Source organism: Phenylobacterium sp. (assembly GCF_004297125.1).
GTDB lineage: Bacteria > Pseudomonadota > Alphaproteobacteria > Caulobacterales > Caulobacteraceae > Phenylobacterium.
Genome location: NZ_SCVD01000019.1, coordinates 92743 through 112450, shown reverse-complemented (window position 1 = coordinate 112450; position 19708 = coordinate 92743). Strand labels below are relative to the sequence as shown.

The window sequence follows — 19708 nt, the reverse complement described above, 5'->3', positions numbered from 1 at the left end:
CGCCTGAGCCGTGCCGCGAGACCTTACGGCCTGATACACCAAACCGCGCCGAAAAGGGTGAACGTGGTCGAAGATAGCGCGTTCGCGCCCAACGCCGCGGCATCCCGCCGGAAGGGCGCGTAGATGCGCAGGCGGTCCAGCCTTGTCAATGCGCCCCACAAGTCCCTGTCCATGCTAAGAGCCATCGACCGGACGCCTGCTCCAGGAGCCCCGATGCCGCGGATCGCTATCGTCGGCAGCTGCATAACCCGCGATCTGTGGCCAATCCGTGGCGGCGGCGCGGAAGCGTTGCTGTACATCTCACGGACCAGTTTCCCAGGCCTGCTTTCGGCCCCGGTGCAGGGCTTCCGTCCCGACGAGGATCCGCCGGCAGGCCTGCGCCAGCATGAGCACAACGCGCTGGTCGCCGACATCCGGAAGACCGCCCTCACCAGGTTGATCGCCTATCGGCCGACCCATGTGATCTTCGACTTCATCGACGAGCGGTTCGACCTGCTTTCGATCGGCGGCGCGCTGGCGTCGAGCAGTGACGGGATGGTTCGCAGCGGCTATCGGACGCAGCCGGCGCTGGGCCTCGCGCGGACGATTCCGCGCCTGTCGGACGCCTGCGAGCGGCTGTGGCTGGAGGCAGCCTCGGAGTTCGCGGCCGTCGTGCGGGCGACGCCGCTGCACCGCGCCCGCCTCATCCTGCACAGCGCCCGTTGGGCCGAGCGGCAGCGCTCGCCCGATGGACGGCTGGCCACCATCCGCGACGTGGAGATCGTCGGCGGGCAGCCGGCGGTGATCGCCGACTACAACGCCCTGCTGGATCGCCAGGAGGCGGCGTTCGCGGCGCTGATGCCGCCCATGGCGCGGGTCGACGCCGGGCCGTTCCGCCTGGCCGAGGCCGAGCACCGCTGGGGCTTGAGCCCCTTCCACTACATTCCGGAATACTACGACGAGGTGCGCCGCCAGCTCGCGGCGCTCGGCCTGGAGGACTCCTTCAGCGACCGCCTCGCCGAGCCCAGTGTTCCAGCGGCGTGACCCCCTTGCGCACGACCCCCGGACGCGTGGCCAGGTAGGCCGCGGTGGGGAAGCCTGGCCGCGCCTCGGCCACGGCCCAGGCCCCGCCACGCAGATAGTCGATCAGCGGATGGACGCCCGGCGCCAAGTCCCCGCCCCGCGCCTCGACATAGGCCGGCAGGTCGAACCAGGGGCTGGGGCTGGCGCCCTCGAACCCGCCGTTGGAGAGGAAGTGGGTCAGCGGCTCCACGCCGGCCTCGGCCACGCCGGCGTGCTGTTCGACGTACCAGCGCGGGTCGAACAGCGGGTGCGGCGAAAGCCCCGCCTTCCACCCGGTCGCCAGGTAGTGCGCGAGGGGAGCCTGTCCGCCGGTGTCCGGCGCCTGCTGGGCGTACCAGGCCGGGTCGAACAACGGGTGAGGACTGAGCCCCCCGCGCCAGCCTTCCCTCAGATAGTGCGACAGCGGCTCGTCGCCGGGCGCCAGCACGGGAGCCTGCGCCAGATAGTGGGCCGGATCGAACGCGGGGTGCGGGGAGAGGCCTCGCGCGGCGCCGACCCGGGCATAGTGCTCAAGCGGCGTCAGGCTGGTGGCGGCCAGCTCCGCCGCGTTCTCGCGCCGGTACCAGGCGCTGTGGAACAGCGGGCCGGGATCGCGGCCCTCCCGCCCTCCGATCACGAGGTAGTGGACCAGCGGCGAACTCCGCGCGGCGGCGACATCGGCGTTGGTCGCCAGGTACCAGGCCTGGTCCAGCGCCGCGCGCGGGGCCGCTTCGGGACTGGCGCGCCGGCGCGCATAGGCCGCCATGTGGCGCAGGTCGTGGAGCCGGCGGCCCGTGCCGCGCCAGACGCCGCTGCGGGCGATCACCAGCGCCTGTCCCGGCGAACCGAGGCGCGAGAGCACCCGGTCCAGGATCTGGCTCAGCCGATTGTGGCGGCGCAGCCGGCCCCCGCCGCGGGCCCGAAACGCGGCGACCGCCTGGTCCCGCAGGCGCGCCTCGAGCTCGGCGCGGGCGACCAACGATTCGGTCAGCGCCAGGGTCAGTTCGGTGCGGGTCAGGGCCTCGCGCACCTGCGCCTGCTGCGCCAGTCGATGGGCGCCGGCGAAGTCGCGGCTGAGCCGGCCCACCTTCGCCGTCACGGCGCGGGCCTTGTCGAGCATCGCCCCGTGGGCGGTCTGGGCGGTGGGGGCGGTGTCGGTCGCGGCCGGGGCCGCCGCCGTCACGCGCCTTCGTGTTCGAGCCATTCTTGGAAGCTGCCGCGCCCGGAGGCGAAGGGGTTGGGGAAAGCCTGCTGCAGGTCGGTGCGCTCGCGATAGAGCACGCGATCGCTCTTGGCGATGGGGCGGCCGTCGTCATAGGCCCCGAAGGCCCACCACCGCTCCGGGATCGCCGGGTCGGTGGCCGCCGTCACCTGGCGCTTGTACCAGGCCCAGATCTCGTAGACCGGGAAGTTCCTCCCCGCGTAGCGTTTGGTCATGGCGTCGCCGATGGCCCCCAGCTTGGTGAAGTGCCAGAAGCGGAGCGGCGCACCATTGACGGTGATCGCCCCGTCCTTCTGCACCGCCACCTTGCGCGTGGAGAGGTTCCAGCTGGCGACGTTGTAGCCGGGGTCGCGGATCACTTTCAGCTTGTCGAACAGCGCCGGGACGTGGTCGCACCAGCGCTGGTCGACGAAGAGACCATTGGGCATGTCGTCATAGCAGTACGACAGCAGCCGGTCGTTCCACCACTTGGCGAACTTGGCGCCCTCCCCTGTCGTGCGGATGGCCACGAAGCCCAGGTTGAAGATCCCCGTGCGCGAAGCCGACAGGTCGTTGTCGCGGATCGAGGTGTCGTCGTGATTGGGGTCGATCAGGTGCGGCGTCAGCAGGATATCGTGATCCTCCAGCCAGGCCTCCAGCGGCGCCAGGGACGCCAGGGCGGCGGTGTCGGGATCCATGTAGATCACCGCGTCGAAGCCCCAGCCGCAGGCCTGGTGAATGAAGGGTCCCTTCACCGCGGTGCAGACCTCGACCACGTCGTGCTTGAAGAGCCAGCTCTGGAAATTCGGAATGCCCAGGTCGTCCGCCCAGACCAGCCGGTCGAAGGGCTCCGCCGCCGGATCGAAGGTGAAGCCTTCCGGTGGCCGATCGGTGATCAGCGCCGCCAGCTCCCAGTCGGGATGGTGCTGGCGCAGCGTCTGGAAAAGCACGCGCGCCCGGTTCAGGTACGAGAAGGTGAAGCTGGAATAGCAGAGAATCTTCATTCGCTTGCCGCCGCGGCGAGATCGAGGGTGAGCGCGCTGTAGCGCAGGTCGTAGAGCATCGGCGCGCGGCGCGCGCGGCCGAGTTCGAGTACGGCGCCGCTCTCGAAGGCCCCGGTCAGCGCCGCCTCGTCCAGCACCCGGCCGTGGCCGGTCTCGACGACGAAGGCCGCGACATTGCCGCTGTCCGGGCCGGTGATCACGGCGCAGCCGGCGGCCACGGCCTCATAGGCCACGAACGAGAAGGTCTCCCGGCACAGCGGCCAGACCAGCACCGCGTCGATGCCGGTGGCCTGCAGGGCGTCGCGCATGGCCAGGGGCTGGGCCGCGCCCGCGCTCACCGGCTGGAACGCCGCCGGCAGGGTCGCGTCGCCGCGGGCGCCCAGGTGATGGAACTCGTAGCGCGGATCGTCGGCGAACCGGGTGGCCAGCGTGCGGAAGATCGGCCAGCCTTTGTGCGCGACGGGCAGGCCCGCATAGGCGATCCGCAGCGGCCGGCCGTCCGGCGCGGCGGGCGCCGGCTCGCGCGCCTCGAGCACGGCATGGGGCAGGACGACGGCGCCCGCGGCGGGCAAGGCGGTCGAGGCGCTCCAGAGGTCCAGGGTCGCCCGCGAAGGCGCGGCCACGGTCAGCTCCAATCGCTCGAACAGCCGCGCGTGCTCCGCCAGGTGCCGGCCGCGCCAGGGACCATAGACGCAGACGCCGCAGGCGGCGCTGTCCGGCGGCGGCGCGGCGCAGTCCTCCACGTCGTTGCGCAGCAGGTGGAAGCCCGCGCACAGGCTGGCGAAATCATGCAGCCAGAAGACGCCCCGGGTCAGGCCGACGGCGGCGAGGATGTCCGCCGTTTCGTCGGCGGCGTGGCCCAGCAGGCTGTGGATCGCGAAGCTGCGGCCGGAGGCGTCCGCCCCCGCCGCCGCGGCCAGCGCCCGAGCGATCCCGGCGGGTGTGAACAGGCCCAGGGCCTCGCCGTTCCAGACCACGCCCAGGACGCCGGGATCCGCCGCGGTCCGCACCACCGGCCAAGGCTGGGCCGGGTAGAGATGCAGATGGTCACGCCCCAGCTCCGCGAGGCGCGCGGCCTCGCGCTGGATCGCGAACTGCAGGCCGCCCAGGTTGGCGCTGTAGTCGTCGTGGCTGAAGGTCAGGTGCAGGCTGGCCAGGCCGCCGCGCGAACGGGCCAACGCGGCCGACAGGTCGGCCTCCCCGCCAACGACCCCGTCGAACCCCGGCGGCAACCGCGCCTCCACCGGCTTCAGCCGCGCGATCAGGTCGTAGCGGAAACCGTAGGGCGACTCGGCTTGCACGGCGCGTGGACGGCCGCTGGTGATCCAATGGACGAACGGATTGGCCGCGGACTCGGCTACCTCGGGGAAGGCCTCGAGATAGGTCCGCACCGAGAAGTCCGGTGACGGATCGCGGCCCTCGCGCCAGCCGTAGGTCATGAAGTGGTCCAGCGGGTCGGCGCCCACCTCGCCCACGTCGGGATAGGTCCTCAGATAGAAGGCCGCGTCGAAGGCCCGTGCGGCGATGGCGTGGTCGGGATGCAACCGGCGGAAGCGGCCACGCAGGCGCATGGGTACGGCGGCGGCGAGCAGGCGCTTCATGCCACCAGCTCCGAGGTCATGCCGCTGTAGACCAGGTCGTACACCACAGCTCTCCGGGCTCCACGGCCGAGGGCAAGGATCTCGCCGGACGCGAAGGCCTCGGCCAGGGCCGCGTCGTCGATGAGCACGCGGCCGATGGCGGGATCGGCGGCGAAGGCGGCGACGTTGCCGCTGTCCGGCCCGGTCAGCACCGCGGCCCCGGCGGCGGCGGCTTCGTAGGCCGTGAACGAGAAAGTCTCGCGGCACAGCGGCCAGATCAGCGCGGCGTCGATGTCCAGCGCTTCCAATCTCTCCTGCATGGCGCGGGGCCGCTCGGCAGTGACCACCACCTCGTGGAAGGCGGCCGGAGCGGCGGGGTCGGGCGCGCCGCCCAGGTGCAGGAACTCGTAGCGGGGGTCGCCGTCGAAGCGCTGGGCGAGGTCGCGGAACACCGGCCACCCTTTCAGGGGCGTCGGCATGCCGAGGTAGGCCAGGCGGAACGGCCCATCCCGGGCGACCTTCCTCGGCGCCTTGCGAGCGGCCAGCCGGGCGTGGGGCAGCACGACCGCGGCCTGAGCCGGCAGGTCGCCCTGGGCGCGCCAGAAGTCGAGGGTTGTCTGGGACGGCGCCACGACGGTGATGTTCAACCTCTCGAACAGCCGCCGGTGCGCCTCCGTGTGCCGGGCGCGCTGCGGACTGTAGGCGCAGACCCCGCAGGCGGGGCTCTCGGCCGACGGGGCGGCGCAGTCCTCCACGTCGTTGCGCAGCAGGTGGAAGCCGACGCACAGGCTCGCGAAGTCGTGCAGCCAGAAGAAGCCGTCGCGCAGGCCGGCGGCGGCCAGGATGTCGGCGGTGGCGTCGGGCTCGTGCCCCAGCAGGCTGTGGATCGCAAAGCTGCGACGGCCGGGCCCGGCGGCGGCGTCCCGCAGGGCGTCGCAGACCGCCTCGGGCGTGAAGAACCCCAACCGCCGGCCGTTCAGCAGCACGCCCAGCGGCCCCGCTTCGCCGGCCGCGCGCACCGACGGCCAGACCACCGCCGGATAGAGGTGCAGGTGGGCGACACCTCTTTGGCGGAACTGCTCGGCCTCGCGCCGGACGCAGAACTGCAGGCCGCCGGAATGTTCGACGTAGTTGTCGTGGCTGAGCGTGACGTGCAGGTCGCCGAGCTTGCCCAGCGCCACGGTCAGGCGTCCCGGCGGGTCGGTGCGCAGGCGCGCCGCGGCCGCGGCGGCCGCGGCGATCCGGGCCTCCACCGGTTTCAGCCGCGCGATCACGTCGTAGCGGAAACCGAGCGCGTGGCGGGGGGCGCGACCCTCGGCGCGGCCGGCGACGAGATAGTGCGCGAACGGATTCAGGTTGGCCGCCGCCACGTCGGGGTTGGCCTCGAGATAGTCGAGCACGGAGAAGCGCGGGTTCGGGTCGCGGTCCTCGACCCAGCCGGTGCGGATGAAGTGCTCCACCGGATCCATGCCCGAGGCCGCCACATCCGGGTTCATGGCGAGGTAGAACGCGGCGTCGAACTCCGCGGCCACCGCCTCGCGCTGCTCCGGCGTCAGTGGAATAGCCGGCCCGCGCCGCCGGCCGGACCAGCCCGTCGTGGGCGCCGCGGAAGCCGCGAAGCTCTCGTGGCTCCACGGATCCGGCGCCCAGCCGACCTGGCCGAAATAGGTCGCGGCATGGCGCGACGGCGCGACCTCGCGCCCCTCGTGCCGACCGTCGCTGAGGAAGTGGGAGAAGGGCTCCAGCCCGGCGGCGGCCACATCCGGATGGGCCGCCAGGTAACCCTCAACCGAGAACCACGGCGCCGGGTCGCGGCCTTCCCGCCAGCCGGCCATGCGGTAATGCCACAGCGGGCCGATGTCCGCCGGCAGGTCGGTGTAGATCGCCCGATAGAAGTCGGGATCGAACGCGGGCGCGATCACCCGGTGCGCTTCCGCGGCCCGCGGGCGATCGTCAGCTTGGGCCATCACGGCCATGGAGTTCCGGTTCCTGAGAGCGGCGGCGCGGGGTGGTGTGCAACAGATGCCCCGGGGGTTCAACCTTGGCCGACGATCGCGGGCGATCCGTACGGACTTGCCGCCGCGCGCCCTGCCTCGTACCACCGGCGACAGGATGAGCCGCCAACCCGCCAAGACCGCCACGCCGCGCACCGCCTATCTCGTGCTGGGCATGCACCGCTCGGGCACCTCTGCGGTGACCCAGCTTCTGGCCCTGGCCGGCGCCCAACTGCCGACCCATGTGATGCCGGGCGACGAGCACAACGCCAAGGGCTACTTCGAGCCCTGGAAGATCGCGATCTTCAACGACGAGCGGCTGCGCGCTGCGGGCTCCGCCTGGGACGACCCCTTCGCCTACCCGTACCGGGCGCTGACGCCGGACGACGACAAGGCCTGGCTGGATGCCGCCACGGCCCTGTTCGACGAGGAATTCCCCAAGGCGGCCTGGCCCTTGATGAAGGACCCCCGCGCCACGGTGCTGCTGCCCATGTGGCGCGAGGTGCTGGCGAGGAAGAGGGTCGAGGCCCGCTGCGTGATCCCCGTGCGCCATCCCCTGGCGGTGGCCGGCTCGCTGCGCCGCCGCGACGGCTTCGCCGACGAGAAGTCGGTGCTGGTCTGGAGCGCCTACATGCTGGCGGCCGAGGCCTACACCCGCGACCTGCCCAGAGCCTTCGTGGGCTATGACGCCCTGCTGGCCGACTGGCGCGCCGAGGTGGCGAGGATCGAGGCCGCGCACGGCGCGCCGCTGCCGAAGCTGACCGCCAAGGCCGCTACGGAGATCGACGGCTTCCTCACGGCCGACCTGCGCCACAACGCCGTCAGCGACGGCCTGAAGCGCCTGGGCTGGGCCGGCGAGATCGCCGGCGATGTGTTCGCCTGGTTCGAGGCCAAGGCCGCAGGCCGGGATCCGGACCAGAGGCTGCTGGACCGGGCCGCCGCCAGGCTGGCCGAGCGGGCCCGGGACATGGGCGCGCTGATCTCCTCCACGACCCGGGACCTCGCCGCCGTCCGCGCCGAACTGCTGGACGCCCGCGCGCGGCTAGAGGTGGCCGGGGCGTTCGAAGCCGAGGCCAAGGCCAGCATCGCCCGCCTGGAAGACGGCTGGCGGGCGGCCCAAAGCCTGCTGGACAGCATCGACGCCGAACTGGACGCCGCGCTCGCCGAGGAGTGAGCGCGCCTAGGTCCGTCGCAGGCGCGGGTCGATGGCCAGGTAGAGCAGGCCCGTGATCGCCGCCAGGTCCAGCAGGTAGAGGTAGCGATAGTCACAGGCGAGCGAGATGGCGAAGAAGCTGGCCGCGAACCCCAGGGCCCCCGCCATCAACCCCGCGATCACCAGGTCGGCCGGATCGCGCCGCAGCAGGAGGAGCACGCCCACCAACAGGGCGACGGCCGCATAGGCCAGGTGGGACATGGCCGGGGTGTCCAGGTACCAGGTGAGGTAGTTGAAGAGCTTCCGGTCCTCCTGCGTCAGGCGGCGAGGCATCTTCAGCGCCTTGAGCGCCTCGGCCGGGCCCTCGACGCCGACGGTCGCCGGCAGGCAGCGATCGATCACCGGCGTACCGACCACCTGGCCGAAGGCCAGCGCGCGGACGCGCAGATAGAGGCCGGGCTGGTCTCGGATCAGGTCCAGCCACTCCGCGCGAATCGCCTCGCTCGACACGGTCCTCATCAGCTCGCCCATCTTCGGGTCCTGGCCGATCTGGTCGACCCGCTCCGGCGAATAGAGCCGGTGCGCCTGCTGGCGGAGATAGGCGCCGGCCTCGGGCGATTCGGCGTCGATGTGCGGGGTCGGACGGCCCGATTGCAGCGCCGAGGCCGCGACGACGTCGTAGGTGCCCAGGATGCGCAGACCCTTGCTGCCGGCGTCGTCGGGCGCGCCCGCGCCCTGCGGCTGGGCGACGGCGCTGAGCACGAAGGTCAGGCAGGCCACCACGGCCAGCCAGCCCCCGGCCAGCACCAGACCGCGCGGCCAGCCGCGGTGGCCGGAGCGGGCCCAGGCGATCGCCAGCGCGGCGGGCAGCGCCAGGATCAGGCCGTTCTGGCGCAGCAGTCCGGCGGCGGCGAACAGCAGGGCGGCGAACGCCAAGCTGAGCCAGGGCGTCCCGTGCGACCGGTCGCGCACCCCGAACGCCAGCAGCGCGAACCCCGCGACCGCCGACACGGCGAACTGGACATCCTTCCAGACGATGGCCGGATAGATCATCACCTGGGGTAGGGCCACCAGGCCGACGGCCGCGATCGGCGCCAGCCAGCTCGTACGGGGTCGCAGGGCCGGCAGCAGGGCCCAGGCGCCGAACAGGAGGCCCCCGGCCAGCCCAACGGCGAGGGCCGTGCCCGTATGGACGCGGTCCAGCACGCCCAGCAGCCAGCCGAAGAAGGCCGGGTTCCATGTGGTGCGGACGCCGAACCGGCCCTCGTGCAGGGCCAGCACCGAATCGACCGTCAGGTGGCCGGGCAGGTTCCAATAGAGCAGCAGGCCGTAGCCGCCCGCGAGCGTCAGCCAGTAGGCCGGCCGCGCATCAAACTGAATCCTGCCCATGCGACTCTCCTGTCCCACGCCAAGCTTTAGGCGGCTTGGCTCTGCACCACGAACAGGCCTGCGAGCATCAGGGCGTAGCCGGCCGCGATACGCCAGGACATGGGTTCCTTGAAGATCAGCCAGGCCAGGATCGGGATCAGTCCGGTGCCGGCGAGCGCGAAGGGATAGGCCCGCGACAGCGGCACCCGCGTCAGGATGTAGAACCAGAACAGCGCCGTCAGGCCGTACCAGGCCAGGGCGCCGATCAGCGGGCCGTTGGTGGCCAGCCTCATCAGCAGCGGCCCTTCCTGGCGCGCATTCTGGATCGCCGCGAACTTGAACATGATCTGGCCGATCGGCAGGGCGAGCGAGAACCCGGCGCAGATCAGCATGTCGCGCGGCGTCATTTCGGCTCGTCCTGCGATTCCAGTTCCCGGATCACGTTGAGATACGGGTGGATCGGTCGGTTGGGCACGTTCAGCACGTCGAAGTTCATCGCCTGCAGCAGGAACTGCACGCCCAGGATCACCGGCAGGGCGGCCAGCATGACCACCCCGGCCGACGCCGCCTGGCCGGGCACCCGGTTGGCGAAGTAGCTCAGTGCATAGGCGAGGCCGAACAGCGAGAAGAACGTACCGAAGACCAGCTCGACGCTGGCGGCGTTGAAGTCCCGCACGAAGTACTGGCCCACCACCCGCTGGGCGAAGTTGCGCAGGTGTTTCAGCGCGAAGGGGCCGACGATGGCGCCGATCCGGATGTTGGACACCTCGTCGGCGTAGCGGGCCGGCATCGGCACGTCGCGCACCACGGCCCTGAGGGTGCCCAGGTGATAGAGCAGGTCGGTCTCGAAGAAGAACCGCCGGGACACCCGCTTCTCCATCACCAGCCGGGCCACATTGGCCTCCATCGCCGTGTAGCCGTTAGTCGGGTCGAAGATGTTCCAGTACCCGGTCGAGAGCTTGGCCGCGAAGCTCAGGGCCGCGTTCCCCAGCACCCGGACGGTCGGCATCCGGGTCAGGTGGCTGATCGAGGTGAAGCGGTTGCCCTTGGCGTAGTCGGCCTCACCCAGGAGGATCGGCGCCACGAGTTGGGCGGCGTAGCCCAGGTCCATCTGGTCGTCGCCATCGACCTTGACCATCACCCGGGCGCCGCGCCGGGCGGCCTCGGCGTAGCCCGCGAGCATGGCCCCGCCCACGCCCTGGTTCTTGGCCAGCCGGACCACCACCACCCGCGGATCGGTGTTGTTGGCCTCGATGAAGTCGCCGGACTTGTCGGGGCAGGCGTCGTCGACGCAGACGATGCCCTCGAACCAGACGGGCGTCCGCTTGATCACCCGCAGGATGTGGCCGGTCACCTTGTAGCAGGGCACCACCAGCCAGACGCCCGCGCCCTCCAGCGACAGGGCGGGCGCCGCGGGGTCGCGGACGGGGCGTTCGATGGGCGGAGCGGTCACGGCGGAGGGCACGCCGCGGGGCTAACACGGAAGCGCGCGGGCTGGCAAAGTTCGTGCGACTGGCGGTGTTCCTTGCGCGGTCAAACACCGGCTGTTACCTCCGGCGCCTTCTGTCGGAGAGGCCATGGAAACCGCCACCCACATGCTGCGGACCGGACAGCGCGGCGCGCTGTTCCAATTCCAGATGGCGCTGCGGGACTTGCGGAACTCGTTCCAGCGGATCGGCTTGGCGTGGTCTCTGGCCTGGCACGACGTGGCGTCGCGCTATCGGGGCTCGGTGCTGGGGCCGTTCTGGATCACGCTCAGCATGGGCCTGATGGTGCTGGGGATCGGCTTCCTCTACGCCAGCCTCTTCGACCTGCCGCTGAACGAGTTCCTGCCCTACGTGGCCCTGGGGATCGTGTTTTTCGGCGTGATGACGGGCACGATCAACGAGGGTTGCGAAACCTTCGTCCTGGCCTCCGGGATGCTGTCGCAGACCAGCTTGCCGATGCTCACCTTCCTGTGGCGCACGGTGTTCCGCAACCTGATCAACCTGGCCCATCACCTGGTGATCGTGGTCGCGATGCTGACCTTCTACGGCTACTGGCAGACCGCGAACCTGCCCCTGGCCCTGGTCGGCGTGCTGCTGATGCTGCTGAACGCGAGCTGGCTGGCACTCCTCGCCGCCATCGCCTCGGCCCGCTACCGCGACATCCCGCAGATCGTGGTCTCCGTGATGCAGTTCGCGATCTTCATGACGCCGGTGTTCTGGATGCCGAGCCGGTTCGGCAAACACCAGGTCTTCCTCGACCTCAACCCGTTCTACCACCTGCTCCAGGCGGTCCGCGCGCCGCTGCTGGGCCAGTCCGTGCAGGCGCACAGCTATGTGGTGCTGGTGGCCATGGCCCTGCTGGGTTGGCTGGTGACGTTCATGATCTTCGCCCGCACACGCCGGCGCCTGGTGCATTACCTGTGACCGCAGCTTCCATCACCTGCACGGACCTGACCATCCGTTTCCCGGTCTACGGCGCCGACGCCAAGTCGCTGAAGAAGGCGCTGGCCCGGGCCGTGTCCGTGGGCGGCGCCTTGGGCCGCCACGCCGGAGTGACCGACGTCACCGCTCTCGAAGGCGTGAACCTCAAGCTTCAGGCGGGCGACCGCCTGGGCCTGATCGGCCACAACGGCTCGGGCAAGACCACGCTGCTACGCGCGCTTTCGGGGGCCTACGAGCCCGACGACGGCTCGATCGAGGTCAACGGCCGGATCGCGTCGCTGCTGGATCTGGGTCTCGGTATCGATCCTTCCGCCACCGGCTACGAGAACATCCGTTTGCGCTGCCGGATCGCTGGGCTCTCCTCCAAGCAGATCGATGCACGGATGGACGAGATCGCCGAGTTCACCGGCCTGGGCCCGTTTCTCTCGATGCCGGTGAAGACCTATTCGGCCGGCATGAAGGGCCGGATGGCCTTCGCCGCCGCCACCGCAGTCGACTGCGACGTCCTCTTGATGGACGAGTGGATCGCGGTGGGCGACGCCGATTTCCAGAAGATCGCCCACAAGCGCCTGCTGAAGTTGGTGGAGCGGGCGGGGATCCTGGTCCTCGCCACGCACGAGGCGCCGCTGCTCAAGCTCTACTGCAACAAGGTCATGAAGCTCGAAGGCGGCGTCGCCTCCGAGATCGTCGATATCCGAAAACTGGACCAGCTGCTGAAGACTTAGCGGCGCCTTAGCATCCAACCACGCGCCCCCGCGTTCCGCCTTCCCGGCAGAGGAGGCTGCAGATGAGCGTGTTCGGCGATATCCTTTCCAAGATTTTCCACCACCCCAAGGCCCAGGCCGCGCCGCAAACCGCACCGCAGCCCGTTCCCGCCGCTGCGGCGCCCGCGGCTGCGCCCGCTGCGCCCACGGCTCCTGCGCCGGCCGTCGATGTCGAGGCGGTGCTCGAGGTCATGGCCAAGGACAACGGCCAACCGCTGAATTGGCGCCAATCCATCGTCGACCTGCTGAAGCTGCTGTCCATCGATTCCAGCCTCGCCAACCGCAAGGCGCTGGCTGCCGAGCTCGGCTACACGGGCGACACGGAAGACAGCGCCGCCATGAACGTCTGGCTGCACAAGGCGGTCATGCGGAAACTCGCCGAGAACGGCGGCATCGTTCCGGATTCGCTGCGCTGAGAAGAAGGGCGCGCCGGCGTGGCGCGCCCGTCGTCTCACTTGTCCGGACTGGTCATCGGTGCGCCCTCGCGGCGTGGCGGCGCCTTGCACGATCCCGCACGCGCCTGGGCGACATAGAATAGGGCCCGGTCGGAGGCGAACTTGCGGTGCTCGGCGATCGGACTGCTCGGCTCGCCGGTCAGCAGGCTGAGGCCCTCCTGCGACTGTTCGGGCGCGGCGGCCGCGGCGGCCAGGCTCTGCTGGTTCCAGCGCGTGAGCGGCCCCGTGCAGGCCGCGACGGCGGCGTCGGCCACCATTCCGGCGTCGTCAGGCCCCTTGGCCAGGGTGTACCCCCAGCGATGGAGGCAGTCTTCGAGCACGGCGGCCCCGTCCGTGGCCGCGGGCTGGGCGGCTTCCGGAAACGGCTTGCAGACGCCGGCCACGGGGCGGCGCTCGCCCTGGCAAGCGGCCAGGCCGGCGCAAGCGACGGTGACGATCAGGATGTTGCGCATGGCTTAGTTGCAGACCCGGGTCGGCTGGTACACTCGCTGGCCGTACGAGTCGTAGTAGGCGCGGGTCTCCATCCGGCAGGCCGGAGCGGAACGCGGCCGATCGTAGGACGCCCGTTCGCTGGTGCGGGCGCGCTGATAGGACCGGCTGGAATAGGTCCTGTTCTTGCACTTGCTGACCTGATTGCCGACCAGGCCGCCCGCGGCCCCGCCGATCAACGCGCCCTCGGTCCGGTCGCCGCGACCCGCGACGGTGCTGCCCAGCAGGGCGCCGCCGAGAGCGCCGATGACCGTGCCATTGGTGCGCTTCTGACAGGCCGCCTGCGAGGCGGCTGGGACGGCGGCCACGGCAATGGCCAAGCCGGCGATCATGGCGATCGTCCGCATAGTATCTCTCCTCATCCGTGAGCCGTCCCTCGTCGGCTCAGGGGAAGAAAACGCCGAACGGCGCAGTTGGATGCGTCGCCTACGTCAGCCAGTCGACAAAGCCGCACTTCGCCATCCAGGCCAGGCCCAGCTCCAGCGCCCTCCGTTGCTGAACGGGAAAGGCGGTCAGGACGTCGCGCACGGCCAGGCCGCCCGGCGCCGCGGCGATCCGCTCGAAGGCTCGGGCGCAGAGCGCGGGTGCGGCGCGGAAGTCCGGGAAACCTGCGTCCAGCGCCACGTCCCGGCCAGCGCCTCCGACCGCTTCGCTCGTCACCCCCGGCGTCGCCGCCAGCCGCGTCTCGAGGGTCAGGACCTGCGAGGCGAAACCTGCGAAGGCCCGGAATGGGTCGCCCTTCACCGGATCCTGGCCCACGCGGTGCGCCGGATCGGCGGCCGCGGCGCGCACCGCGGCCAGCTCATCGGTCAGGGCATGGACCTGACGGGCCACCACCGGCCAATCGTAGGTCTCCCGCACCCGCGCCCGGCCGGCCTCCCCCATCCGACGGCGCAACTCGGGCGACCGGATCAGCGCGTCCAGCGCCGCGCCCGCGCGGCCCACATGCACGGCCGTGTGCTGCGCCACGGCGCCCGCGTAGGCCTGATACGCAATACCATCGATCGTGTGCCGCTCGACCAGCACGCCGCCCAGGCCGCCGCCGGACGGACCACCCAGCGTGGGGATCAGGAAGCCTTCGATCCCGTCGCGGACCGTGGCGCGGTAGCCGTCCCAATCGCTCACCACGACCGGCAGGCCGCTGGCCATAGCTTCCAGCGGGGTGATCCCGAAGGTCTCCTGGATATTGTCCACCAGCGACAGGAAGATGTCGGACCCGGCCCAGAGATCGGCCAGCCGCTCCCGGTCGTTGCCGTCCACGAAGTGTGTCTCGACATCCGGCGCGTAGACGCGGGCGGCCTGCTCATAATGGCCGCGGTCGTCCGCCGCCGGGAACCAGCCTGCCATGACGAAGGCCGTGCGCACGCCGGTGGACGCCGCAGCCTGCTGCGCAGCCTTGAACATCGCCTGCGGAAACGCCTTCTCGTAGTAGGAAAGCCGTCCCACCCACAGGACCAGCACATCGTCCGGCGCGAGGCCGAGCGCGGCTCGCGCCCGGGCGCGGGCGTCCGGCCGGTCGGCCTGGGCGGCGAACCGCTCCGCATCGACGCCCAGTGGGATCATGGGCAGCGCGGGACGCGGCGGAGGCCGGCCGCCGGTGCGCTCCGCCAGGTGCTGGCCCCACTCGGCGAACATGGTCTCCACCGCATCCCGCACGCTGGGCGAGGTGCAGATCAGTGCGTCCCAGTTATGCATGGGCGCGGTCGAGGCGGCGGCGATGATCTGCCGGATCGTCGGCGGCGCCAGGGTGTGGATCACGCCGAGCAGGCTGTACGCCCGATCCGACGCCCGCCGTCGCCTCGACCATGCCAGGTCGGAGAGGTCTGGCTGGCCGCGCAGAAGCGCTCCGGCCTCGATGGCCGCGCGCGAGGACAGGTAGAGCGCGGAGGCGATCTCCGTCGCCGACGAGGCCCCCTCCAGAAGCCCCGTCGCCACCTCGGCCGCGTCGACGACCTGCGTGGTCAGTACGTCGAGCCGGGCGTAGCCGCCGTGGCGGGCCAGCGCCTGCCACAGTTGAAGGTTGGCGACGTCCTTGCCGAACGGATTGCGGCCCAGCGCCGTGTGTCCCGCCGGGTGCAGGATTGCGAGACGGCCCCGCCCGCCGCCGGCACTGGTCGGCCCACCGCTCATCGCATCTTCTTAGAACGTTGGGCCGACCGGCGTCGACCCGCCCGGTTCCCTCGTGCCGCCGAAGCGGCTAGGCAGGCGTGACGGCCTGAAGGCGAGTGGGGGCGATGGGGGCGAGCAAGGCCGCGAGGCCGCGTGCAATGGATGTTGTCCAGCGAACGTTGCTGATGCGCACGCCGGCGGCGGCGGAGCGCGTGCGCTACGTCGGAACCGCTGACGCGGCCTTCGCCGACGCCGTCCGGGCCCGCAATCCCCGCGCTGAGGTCCTGACCGGCGCGGCCGAGGCTGCACCCGTCGACGTCCTGGCTGCAGAGGACCTCGGCCGGCTCCTTGCCGACCCTGTCGCCAGCGCCCTGCTGGGCCACACTCAGGTGCTGACCTCGGCGATCCCCGGCGGGACCAGGGACGCCGGCGCGCTGCTGTCGGATTTGACCACCCGCGGCTTCACGATGCTGCATCTGCAGGCGGTGGCGGAACCGGACGCCTACTTCGACGACATCGCGGACGATCTCGTGGAGCCCTGGCGGGCCGGTAGGCTCTCCGCGGAGCCGACCCCGCGCGCCCTGGTCGCCGTCGCGCGCCGGGGCGAGGGGCGACCGCGCCTCCTGCTCTCGATGTTCACCTTCGCGCCCAACCTGATGGACATCCGCACCCGGCTGCCGGCCGAGGCCATGCGCTCGGAACCCGAGATCCTCCTGCAGCACACGCGGCCGGTGAGACAGTTGCCGCCCGCGCCGCTGGACCAGCCGAAGATCTTCCTCTTGCAGCGGCCAGCGCCGCCACTGGATGTCGAGGGTTGGAAAAACGCGATGCTGGCGCGCATCCGCGAAGGTTGGATCACGGTCCTCGAGTTCGACGACCACCCTGCGCTGACCGCCAGGGCGAACAACCGCGAGATGCGTGACGCGGACTGGATCCGGTTTTCCTGGGCCCACGCGGTCCAGACCTCGACCCCGCTTCTCCTGGACCTGTTCCGCCAACACAACCCGGAAACCCGGCTGTTTCCGAACGCCGTCTTCCGGCTCGAGAAGTTCCCCGAGAACCTACCCAAGCGTGTGTTCTACGGCGCGTTCGGGCGGGGTGCGCATGCAGTGGAGACCGCCGCCTCCCTCGGCCCGGCGATCGCCGAATTCCCTGGGGTGGAGTTCGTGGTCGTCGGGGACCGGGCGGTGTTCGACGCCCTGCCGGCCGTCCGTAAGCGCTACCATGAAGTTCTCCCCTACGAGGATTACCTCAAGCTGATGGGGACCTGCGCGATCTCGCTGTCGCCGATCGAGGCCAGCGACCTGCACGCGGCCAAGAGCGACGCGAAGTTCCTCGACGCCGCCGCGCGCGGAGTCCTCACGATCGCCTCGCCGACGATCTATTCGGACGTGATCCGACATCGCGAAAATGGCCTCATCGCACCGGCGATCTCCGACTGGGCGCCGACCCTGGCCGAGGCCCTGCGCGACGACGATGCGCGGCGGCGGATGGCGCGGAACGCCTGGGACTATGTCCGTGGCTCGCGGATGTTCGCCGACCAGGTCCGGGCGCGGCACGACTGGTATCGCGACCTCTGGGCGCGTCGCGAGGCGCTGAACGCGGCCATGCTCACCCGGATGAACCGCTAGAGATCGCCGCGGCGACCCGATCCACGTCCTCCAGCGGCATGCCCGGCCACAGCGGCAGCGACAGCACCTCGTCCGCCAGCGCCTCGGCGATAGGGAAATCCCCGCGCCGATATCCCAGGTGGGCGAAGGCCGGCTGGAGATGGCAGGCGGTCGGATAGTGGATGAGAGTCTCGATCCCCTCGGCCGCGAGCCGCGCCTGCAGGGCGTCGCGCTCGGGCGAGCGGACCACATACAGGTGATAGACGTGGCGGGCCCAGGCCGCCTCCGCAGGAAGGCTCAGGCCGTTGGCGCCGGCCAGCCGCCAACTGTAGCGGGCCGCCCGCTCGCGACGCCGCGTGTTGGCCTCGTCCAGCCGCTCCAGCCGCGCCCGCAGGAACGCGGCCTGCAGCTCGTCCAGCCGCGAGTTCACGCCGGCTATCTCGTGGAGATACTTCCGGCGCGAGCCGTAGTTGCGCAGCATGCGGATCTTCTCCGCCAGGCCGGCGTCGGAGGTCGTCACCGCGCCGGCGTCGCCCACCGCCCCCAGGTTCTTGGTCGGGTAGAAGCTGAACGCCGTGGCGTGGGCGAGGCCGCCGGTGCGCCGGCCGTGGCTCAGCGCCCCGTGGCTCTGGGCGGCGTCCTCCAGCACGAAGAGCCGGTGGCGGGCGGCCAGTTCCAGGATCGGGGCCATGTCCACCGGATGGCCGTAGAGCGACACGGGGATCACCGCCGCCGTCCGCGGGGTGATCGCCGGCGCGATTGCCGCCGCGGTCAGGACGAATGACTCGGGATCGACCTCCACCGGCACGACGGCGGCGCCCACCGCCTCCACGGCCAGCCAGGTGGCTGCGAAGGTGTGGGCAGGCACGATGACCTCCGCGCCCGGCGTGACGCCCGCAGCGCGCAGGGCCAACACCAGCGCGTCAAGGCCGTTTCCGACGCCGATCGCCTGGTCGGCGCCGCAATAGGCGGCAAACTCGGCCTCGAACGCCTCGAGCTCGGGACCGAGGATCGCCCAACCGCGATCCATCACCCGCCGGTAGCCCTCGTCCAGCGCCGCGCGAAGACCAGGCTCGTCCAGGCCCAGGTCGAAGAACTTCATGGGCGCGCGATCCGCAGGAACTCGTCGAAATCGCGGATGTAGTCCGCCTCGTCGTAGTGGGCCGAAGCCAGCACCAGGCACACCGCGCCGGACGAGAAGTTGTCGATGTCGCGCCAAGTCCCCGGGCCGATGTGCAGCCCGCGGTTGGGTCGGTTCAAGGTGACGCGCTCGTCGCGCGCCCCATCGTGCAGGCGCACGTCGAAGCTGCCCGACAGCGCGATCAGAAGCTGGTGCAGCGCATGATGCGCATGACCGGCGCGCGTTGACTGGCTGGGCACGTCGTAGAGATAATAGACCCGCTGGATCTCGAACGGCACGTGCTCGCCCGACTCGACGAAGCACAGGTTGCCACGGGGGTCGGCGACCACCGGGAGATCGATGTATTGGGCGAGGGAAATAACGCGGTCTCCTGGTGGGCTGAGGCCTTGGGCCGTCGGGAGGGTCGCCACGGCCGGGCGGAACCATCAGAGGTGATGCAGAGGAAAATAGTGGCCCGGCACGGCATTTGGCCAGTCATCACGGCCAAGCCCCTCTCGCGTTCAGCCGGCCGCAGGCTGGTCTGAGTCCCAGTCCGCGAACGCATCGTCCGGGTAGCCTTCGCGGAAATGGCTAGGCCAGGGATAGGCCGGACGGCCGGTGCCATCGCGCAGCATGATTTCGCGGGTCGCTCGTATCGGCTTGGCCGGATTACCGGCGACCAGCGTGTAGGGCTGTACGTCCCGGTTCACGAGGGTATGGGCGCCGACCACCGCGTGACTCCCGACACGGACTCCCGGCAGGATCACCGACATCGTCGCGACGACCGCATAGTCTTCGATCACGCAGCCCATCTGTATGTGGCTGGGCGGATGCGGATCGTTGGTGAGAACACAGTAGGGGAATATCCAGACGAAATTGCCGATGCGTGAATGCTTCCCCACGTGGACATTGCTGTGTGCGCGGAAGAAGTCCCCTATTTCGCAGTCGCCCTGGATATCGGTCAGGGTGCCGAACCTCGCGTTGCGGCCGGCCGTCGTGCGCTCGCGAAGCGTGACCCGGTGGCCCGTGATCAGGCGCTCGCCGTAAGTCGAGCCCTCATAAAGCACGCTATGTGAGCGGATGACGCTGCCGGGCCCCACGACCAGGGGGCCGCCGCCCGACAGCGGGCTCGGCAGCCCGATCTCGCAATGCGAGCCGAGCTCGGTATCGCGGCCGATCTCGACGTTGGCATGCACCACCGCGAAGGGACCGACCGAGACGTTCTCGCCCAGCTTGGCGCCCGGCTCGACATGGGCGGTCGGGTGAATGAGCGGCGTGCTCAAGGCTGCGGCGTCCCATCGCCGCCAACCACCTCGGCAAACGCGCAATACCGCGGCCGGCCCGCTGATCGGCGCGCAGTTGACAGGTTCATCGGATTCTCCTCCAGGTCG

At 70.7% G+C, this 19708-nt stretch carries 19 protein-coding genes; 6 read left to right on the top strand and 13 right to left on the bottom strand.

Going from position 1 to position 19708, the window contains the following annotated elements:
- The first annotated feature begins 213 nt into the window (after nt 1-213).
- Nucleotides 214-1023 (top strand): DUF6270 domain-containing protein, encoded by an 810-nt coding sequence (locus tag EPO51_RS08840; protein ID WP_293348903.1) that lies wholly within the window; start codon nt 214-216, stop codon nt 1021-1023.
- On the opposite strand, the gene EPO51_RS08835 is transcribed toward EPO51_RS08840, so the two are convergent.
- The 4 genes from EPO51_RS08835 to EPO51_RS08820 are packed head-to-tail and all read right to left on the bottom strand — an operon-like array spanning nt 983 to nt 6802.
- Nucleotides 983-2224 (bottom strand): hypothetical protein, encoded by a 1242-nt coding sequence (locus EPO51_RS08835; RefSeq protein WP_293348900.1) that lies wholly within the window; start codon nt 2222-2224, stop codon nt 983-985. The genes EPO51_RS08840 and EPO51_RS08835 overlap by 41 nt on opposite strands.
- Nucleotides 2221-3246 (bottom strand): hypothetical protein, encoded by a 1026-nt coding sequence (locus EPO51_RS08830; RefSeq protein ID WP_293348897.1) that lies wholly within the window; start codon nt 3244-3246, stop codon nt 2221-2223. The genes EPO51_RS08835 and EPO51_RS08830 overlap by 4 nt, the downstream gene beginning before the upstream one ends.
- Nucleotides 3243-4847, bottom strand: a complete 1605-nt coding sequence (locus EPO51_RS08825; RefSeq protein WP_293348894.1) for a glycosyltransferase family protein — start codon at nt 4845-4847, stop codon at nt 3243-3245. Before EPO51_RS08825 ends, EPO51_RS08830 begins: the two co-directional genes overlap by 4 nt.
- Complete coding sequence (locus EPO51_RS08820; RefSeq protein ID WP_293348891.1) at nt 4844-6802, bottom strand: hypothetical protein; 1959 nt, start codon at nt 6800-6802, stop codon at nt 4844-4846. The genes EPO51_RS08825 and EPO51_RS08820 overlap by 4 nt, the downstream gene beginning before the upstream one ends.
- Nucleotides 6803-6938: 136 nt before the next feature.
- Here EPO51_RS08820 and EPO51_RS08815 point away from each other — a divergent pair, with 136 nt between their 5' ends.
- Nucleotides 6939-7994: a sulfotransferase family protein gene (locus EPO51_RS08815; RefSeq protein WP_293348888.1), complete on the top strand. Its 1056-nt coding sequence runs from the start codon at nt 6939-6941 to the stop codon at nt 7992-7994.
- 6 nt (nt 7995-8000) lie between these two features.
- Here the strand turns inward: EPO51_RS08815 and EPO51_RS08810 are convergent, their stop codons facing one another.
- Genes EPO51_RS08810 through EPO51_RS08800 form a run of 3 tightly spaced genes read right to left on the bottom strand, consistent with a single transcriptional unit; the run spans nt 8001 to nt 10794 of the window.
- A complete protein-coding gene (locus tag EPO51_RS08810; RefSeq protein ID WP_293348885.1) occupies nt 8001-9362 on the bottom strand; it encodes a hypothetical protein in 1362 nt (453 codons plus the stop codon).
- Nucleotides 9363-9388: 26 nt separating this feature from the next.
- Nucleotides 9389-9748: a DMT family transporter gene (locus tag EPO51_RS08805; RefSeq protein ID WP_293348882.1), complete on the bottom strand. Its 360-nt coding sequence runs from the start codon at nt 9746-9748 to the stop codon at nt 9389-9391.
- Nucleotides 9745-10794, bottom strand: a complete 1050-nt coding sequence (locus EPO51_RS08800) for a glycosyltransferase family 2 protein (protein WP_293348879.1) — start codon at nt 10792-10794, stop codon at nt 9745-9747. Before EPO51_RS08800 ends, EPO51_RS08805 begins: the two co-directional genes overlap by 4 nt.
- 124 nt (nt 10795-10918) lie before the next feature.
- Here EPO51_RS08800 and EPO51_RS08795 point away from each other — a divergent pair, with 124 nt between their 5' ends.
- The 3 genes from EPO51_RS08795 to EPO51_RS08785 all read left to right on the top strand — a co-directional run bounded on the left by EPO51_RS08795 (nt 10919) and on the right by EPO51_RS08785 (nt 12950).
- Entirely contained in the window at nt 10919-11752 is an 834-nt protein-coding gene (locus EPO51_RS08795; protein ID WP_293348876.1) for an ABC transporter permease, read from the top strand.
- Entirely contained in the window at nt 11749-12495 is a 747-nt protein-coding gene (locus tag EPO51_RS08790) for an ABC transporter ATP-binding protein (RefSeq protein ID WP_293348873.1), read from the top strand. The genes EPO51_RS08795 and EPO51_RS08790 overlap by 4 nt, the downstream gene beginning before the upstream one ends.
- A gap of 62 nt (nt 12496-12557) precedes the next feature.
- A complete protein-coding gene (locus EPO51_RS08785; protein ID WP_293348870.1) occupies nt 12558-12950 on the top strand; it encodes a DUF3597 domain-containing protein in 393 nt (130 codons plus the stop codon).
- 35 nt (nt 12951-12985) lie between these two features.
- Here the strand turns inward: EPO51_RS08785 and EPO51_RS08780 are convergent, their stop codons facing one another.
- From EPO51_RS08780 to EPO51_RS08770, 3 genes are all read right to left on the bottom strand, one after another.
- Nucleotides 12986-13441, bottom strand: a complete 456-nt coding sequence (locus tag EPO51_RS08780; RefSeq protein WP_293348867.1) for a hypothetical protein — start codon at nt 13439-13441, stop codon at nt 12986-12988.
- Nucleotides 13442-13444: 3 nt separating this feature from the next.
- Entirely contained in the window at nt 13445-13825 is a 381-nt protein-coding gene (locus EPO51_RS08775) for a glycine zipper 2TM domain-containing protein (protein WP_293348864.1), read from the bottom strand.
- 79 nt (nt 13826-13904) lie between these two features.
- A complete protein-coding gene (locus EPO51_RS08770; RefSeq protein WP_293348861.1) occupies nt 13905-15608 on the bottom strand; it encodes a glycosyltransferase family 4 protein in 1704 nt (567 codons plus the stop codon).
- A gap of 164 nt (nt 15609-15772) precedes the next feature.
- Between EPO51_RS08770 and EPO51_RS08765 the strand changes: the two genes are divergently transcribed.
- Nucleotides 15773-17218 carry a glycosyltransferase family protein gene (locus tag EPO51_RS08765; protein WP_293348858.1) on the top strand — a complete coding sequence of 482 codons (1446 nt, stop codon included), beginning with the start codon at nt 15773-15775 and terminating at the stop codon, nt 17216-17218.
- On the opposite strand, the gene EPO51_RS08760 is transcribed toward EPO51_RS08765, so the two are convergent.
- The 3 genes from EPO51_RS08760 to EPO51_RS08750 all read right to left on the bottom strand — a co-directional run bounded on the left by EPO51_RS08760 (nt 17199) and on the right by EPO51_RS08750 (nt 19600).
- On the bottom strand, nt 17199-18299 hold the full coding sequence (locus tag EPO51_RS08760) for a DegT/DnrJ/EryC1/StrS family aminotransferase (protein ID WP_293348855.1): 1101 nt from the start codon (nt 18297-18299) through the stop codon (nt 17199-17201). The two genes, EPO51_RS08765 and EPO51_RS08760, sit on opposite strands and share 20 nt — an antisense overlap.
- Nucleotides 18296-18679, bottom strand: coding sequence for a sugar 3,4-ketoisomerase (locus EPO51_RS08755; RefSeq protein ID WP_293349962.1), 384 nt, complete (start codon nt 18677-18679; stop codon nt 18296-18298). The genes EPO51_RS08760 and EPO51_RS08755 overlap by 4 nt, the downstream gene beginning before the upstream one ends.
- Before the next feature lie 159 nt (nt 18680-18838).
- Nucleotides 18839-19600 carry an acyltransferase gene (locus EPO51_RS08750; protein WP_293348852.1) on the bottom strand — a complete coding sequence of 254 codons (762 nt, stop codon included), beginning with the start codon at nt 19598-19600 and terminating at the stop codon, nt 18839-18841.
- Nucleotides 19601-19708: the final 108 nt, after the last annotated feature.

Bases quoted from the DNA above. Each gene is read 5' to 3' on its own strand.
- EPO51_RS08825 (WP_293348894.1), bottom strand. From the start codon at position 4,847: ATGAAGCGCCTGCTCGCCGCCGCCGTACCCATGCGCCTGCGTGGCCGC.
- EPO51_RS08780 (WP_293348867.1), bottom strand. From the start codon at position 13,441: ATGCGCAACATCCTGATCGTCACCGTCGCTTGCGCCGGCCTGGCCGCT.
- EPO51_RS08765 (WP_293348858.1), top strand. From the start codon at position 15,773: ATGCGCACGCCGGCGGCGGCGGAGCGCGTGCGCTACGTCGGAACCGCT.
- EPO51_RS08760 (WP_293348855.1), bottom strand. From the start codon at position 18,299: ATGAAGTTCTTCGACCTGGGCCTGGACGAGCCTGGTCTTCGCGCGGCG.
- EPO51_RS08805 (WP_293348882.1), bottom strand. From the start codon at position 9,748: ATGACGCCGCGCGACATGCTGATCTGCGCCGGGTTCTCGCTCGCCCTG.
- EPO51_RS08810 (WP_293348885.1), bottom strand. From the start codon at position 9,362: ATGGGCAGGATTCAGTTTGATGCGCGGCCGGCCTACTGGCTGACGCTC.
- EPO51_RS08815 (WP_293348888.1), top strand. From the start codon at position 6,939: ATGAGCCGCCAACCCGCCAAGACCGCCACGCCGCGCACCGCCTATCTC.
- EPO51_RS08830 (WP_293348897.1), bottom strand. From the start codon at position 3,246: ATGAAGATTCTCTGCTATTCCAGCTTCACCTTCTCGTACCTGAACCGG.
- EPO51_RS08840 (WP_293348903.1), top strand. From the start codon at position 214: ATGCCGCGGATCGCTATCGTCGGCAGCTGCATAACCCGCGATCTGTGG.
- EPO51_RS08770 (WP_293348861.1), bottom strand. From the start codon at position 15,608: ATGAGCGGTGGGCCGACCAGTGCCGGCGGCGGGCGGGGCCGTCTCGCA.
- EPO51_RS08795 (WP_293348876.1), top strand. From the start codon at position 10,919: ATGGAAACCGCCACCCACATGCTGCGGACCGGACAGCGCGGCGCGCTG.
- EPO51_RS08820 (WP_293348891.1), bottom strand. From the start codon at position 6,802: ATGGCCGTGATGGCCCAAGCTGACGATCGCCCGCGGGCCGCGGAAGCG.
- EPO51_RS08775 (WP_293348864.1), bottom strand. From the start codon at position 13,825: ATGCGGACGATCGCCATGATCGCCGGCTTGGCCATTGCCGTGGCCGCC.
- EPO51_RS08785 (WP_293348870.1), top strand. From the start codon at position 12,558: ATGAGCGTGTTCGGCGATATCCTTTCCAAGATTTTCCACCACCCCAAG.